The sequence below is a fragment of the Mesorhizobium sp. M7A.F.Ca.AU.002.02.1.1 genome (assembly GCF_003998535.1).
Taxonomy (GTDB): Bacteria; Pseudomonadota; Alphaproteobacteria; order Rhizobiales; family Rhizobiaceae; genus Mesorhizobium; species Mesorhizobium ciceri.
The window spans coordinates 1-3,079 of the sequence record NZ_RZPB01000712.1; the positions used below are offsets into that span (position 1 = coordinate 1).

At 63.1% G+C, this 3,079-nt stretch carries 5 protein-coding genes; 3 read left to right on the forward strand and 2 right to left on the reverse strand.

Going from position 1 to position 3,079, the window contains the following annotated elements:
* The 3 genes from EN879_RS29925 to folK all read left to right on the forward strand — a co-directional run.
* On the forward strand, positions 1-293 hold a 293-nt coding region (locus tag EN879_RS29925), incomplete at its 5' end, for a dihydropteroate synthase (RefSeq protein WP_164774670.1).
* Positions 294-296: 3 nt separating this feature from the next.
* Positions 297-656: a dihydroneopterin aldolase gene (gene folB, locus EN879_RS29930; RefSeq protein ID WP_013531873.1), complete on the forward strand. Its 360-nt coding sequence runs from the start codon at positions 297-299 to the stop codon at positions 654-656.
* A complete protein-coding gene (gene folK, locus EN879_RS29935) occupies positions 640-1,152 on the forward strand; it encodes a 2-amino-4-hydroxy-6-hydroxymethyldihydropteridine diphosphokinase (protein WP_013531872.1) in 513 nt (170 codons plus the stop codon). Before folB ends, folK begins: the two co-directional genes overlap by 17 nt.
* 26 nt (positions 1,153-1,178) lie before the next feature.
* Here the strand turns inward: folK and EN879_RS29940 are convergent, their stop codons facing one another.
* Together EN879_RS29940 and EN879_RS29945 are read right to left on the reverse strand one after the other, a co-directional pair.
* Entirely contained in the window at positions 1,179-1,724 is a 546-nt protein-coding gene (locus tag EN879_RS29940; RefSeq protein WP_063167919.1) for a DUF924 family protein, read from the reverse strand.
* Positions 1,725-1,738: 14 nt separating this feature from the next.
* Positions 1,739-3,079: cation:proton antiporter (locus EN879_RS29945; protein WP_127274442.1), on the reverse strand; the 1,341-nt coding region annotated here is incomplete at its 5' end.

Here is a 3,079-nt window from a genome sequence, read left to right on the forward strand (position 1 = left end):
GTTTCGGATTCGCCAAGGAGACGGCGGAGGAAAATCTCGACCTGATGGCACGCTTTTCGGAATTGCATGCACTCGGCCTGCCGCTGATGGCCGGCACGTCGCGAAAACGCTTCATCGGCACGGTCACCGGCCGTGATGCCGCCGACAGAGGGGTCGGAACAGCGGCGACCAGCGTCATTTTGAGGCTCCAGGGCGCCGATCTGTTTCGCGTCCACGATGTCGCATTCAACGTGGACGCATTGGCGCTCGCCGATGCTATGCTGGCGCGTCAAACCGACCGGGCGAGAAACTGATCGATGTATGTCATCCGCATGAAGAACTGCGCTTTCTTTGCCCGGCACGGCGTGCTGGACGAGGAGGAACGGCTCGGCCAGCGCTTCTATGTCGATGCCGTTCTGACCGTTGATCCAGGCCGGGCGCTTGCCGAAGATTCGATCGAGGATACAGTCCACTACGGCGTTGCATTCAGCGTCATTGAAAAGATCATCACCGGGCAGCGCCGTTTTCTGATCGAGTCGCTGGCGCTCGAAGTGGCCCGTGCGCTGACGGCGCGTTTTCCGCAGATAAAGAAAGCCGAGATCACGGTGCGCAAGCCGAACGCACCAGTGCCCGGCGTGCTCGATTATGTCGAGGTGACCGTTGTCTGGCCCGAATAGTACCGTTTATCTCAGCCTTGGCGGCAATCTTGGCGATCCGGCGAAATCCATGAGCGCGGCGCTGCGCATGCTGGATGCCGACGCGGATACGCGTGTCACCGGCGTCTCCTCGCTTTATCGCACACCGCCCTGGGGCAAGCTCGATCAGCCGGATTTTCTCAATGCGGCCGCCGAAATTTCCACCGTGCTTGCACCGCGTGCCTTGCTCGACCTCTGCCTCGATGCGGAGCGCAAGCTGAAGCGGGTGCGCGAGGAGCGGTGGGGGCCGCGGCTGATCGACATCGACATTCTGGTGTTCGGCGACCGCGTCATCCACGAGACCGGGCTGGAGGTGCCGCATCCGCGCATGCTGGAGCGCGCCTTCGTGCTGGCGCCGCTGGCCGAGATCGCGCCCGGCCTGGTTGTCAGCGGTCGCAGCATCACCGACCGCCTGGTCGCCGTCGATACCTCAGGCATCGAGCGATTGTCGTCCGGCCGGGATTGGTGGCTGGCCTGATTTCTGGGCAAAGCGACGGCCGAACTTTAGCCCGAGAAGCCGCCACCATCCAGGAACGTCTGCTCCTGCGAGGTGGTTTCGCGCCCAAGCATCCTGTTTCGATGCGGAAAACGGCCGAATTGCTCAATGATATCACGATGTTCGACAGCATACTTCAGATAGGGCTCGGCCCTGGCCTGCGTCAGCTCGACCGAAATATCCTGGTCGGCCAGTAGCTCCGAATGCTCATAGGGCAGGTAGAGGAAAACGCGGAGTTCTTCCTCGAGTGCCAGGTCATGACCAGCCGCGATCGCCTTCTCTGCGAAATATCTGGCGAGCGGATCGGTCGCGTACATATGGCCGGTGCCGCGAAAGCAGTTCCGCGGAAACTGGTCGAGCAGGATCATCAGCGCCAGCGCGCCTTCGGTATGTTCCAGCCAGTCGTCGCATTCACGCCGCGCGGCGGCGTAGTGCAGGTCGAGAAAGCGGTCGCGGAACTCGGCATCGAATGCTTCGTTCTTCTCGAACCAGGCATCCTCGCCGGCATCGCGCCAGAATTTGGTGACCGACAGGGCTCTGCTGTCCAATTCCATACCTGATTCCTTGCTCAATCGGCGGGTTCGGATTTGTGCAGCACACCCGCGGTCTCTTCGTTGAGTGCCTGACCAGGCCGGCGCGGCGTCGAGAGCGGTGTCGGAATCGGCGTGCCGATATTGCCTCTCAGGAAGCGCTGTCCGGCGCGAATGCCTTCGGCGAGCTGGGTTTCGAAGCGGTCGGTGTCGCGGCGCCTGACATCTTCGATCGTTTCAGCCACGTCTTCGGGATCGACGCCCAGAGATTCCAGGGCCGAGCCGCCGAAAACAAGTGCGGATTCGAAGGTTTCGCGCAGTTGGTAGTCGACGCCGGCACGTATGAGCTGCAGCGCCGTTCCACGGTCGAATGCGCGGGCCAGCACGGTGAGCAGTGGGAATTCGGCCTTGATCAGCTGGGCGATGCGAACAGCCACATCGGCCTTGTCGACGCAGATCAGCACGGCGCGCGCCCGGCCGGCACCGGCGGCATGCAGGATGTCCAGCCGCGTGCCGTCGCCATAGTAGACCTTGAAGCCGAAATCGGCCGCCGCCTGGATCATTTCGACGTCATTGTCGATGATCGAGACGTCGATGCCGCGCAGCAGCAGCGGCTGGCTGGCGATCTGGCCGAAGCGGCCGAAGCCGATGATCAGCACGCTGCCGGTCAGGCCATCGGCGACGTCGACGCCGTCGAGCGACTGCTCGTCGCGCGGCGTCAGATAGCGCAAGGCGATGATGGCCAGCGGCGTCAGCACCATGGAGATGATGACGATCGCCGTCAGCGTCGCATTGGCGTTGCCGTCGATGATGCCGACCGCCGCGGCCGCCGAATAAAGGACAAAGGCGAACTCACCGCCTTGCGCCATGAAGACCGCGCGCTCAAGCGCCTCGCGGTGGCTGGTTTTCAGGATACGGGCGACGATGTAGATGCCGAATGCCTTCATCACCATGTAGGCGACGACATAGATGGCAATCAGCCGCCAGTTCGCCGCGACCACATGCAGGTCGAGCGACATGCCCACCGCGAGAAAGAACAGACCGAGCAGGATGCCGCGGAACGGTTCGATATCGGCTTCGAGCTGATGGCGGAAGGTCGATTCGGACAAAAGCACACCGGCCAGGAAGGCGCCCATCGCCATCGACAGGCCGCTGAGCTGCATGGCGAGCGCGGATCCGAGAACGACCAGAAGTGCCGCCGCCGTCATCACCTCGCGGGCACGGGCATCCGCCAGGATGCGGAAGAACGGATTGAGCAGATAACGGCCGGCCACAACCAGGCCGACGATCGCGGCGAGGCCGATGCCGACCTCGGTCAGCCGCTCCGATAGGCTGGTGTCGGCACCGCCGGGCGCCAGAAACGCGATCAGGGCCAGCAG

What these genes read in the sequence shown, in the direction of transcription:
- folB (WP_013531873.1), top strand. Translation starts at nt 297, where the DNA reads ATGTATGTCATCCGCATGAAGAACTGCGCTTTCTTTGCCCGGCACGGC.
- EN879_RS29940 (WP_063167919.1), bottom strand. Translation starts at nt 1,724, where the DNA reads ATGGAATTGGACAGCAGAGCCCTGTCGGTCACCAAATTCTGGCGCGAT.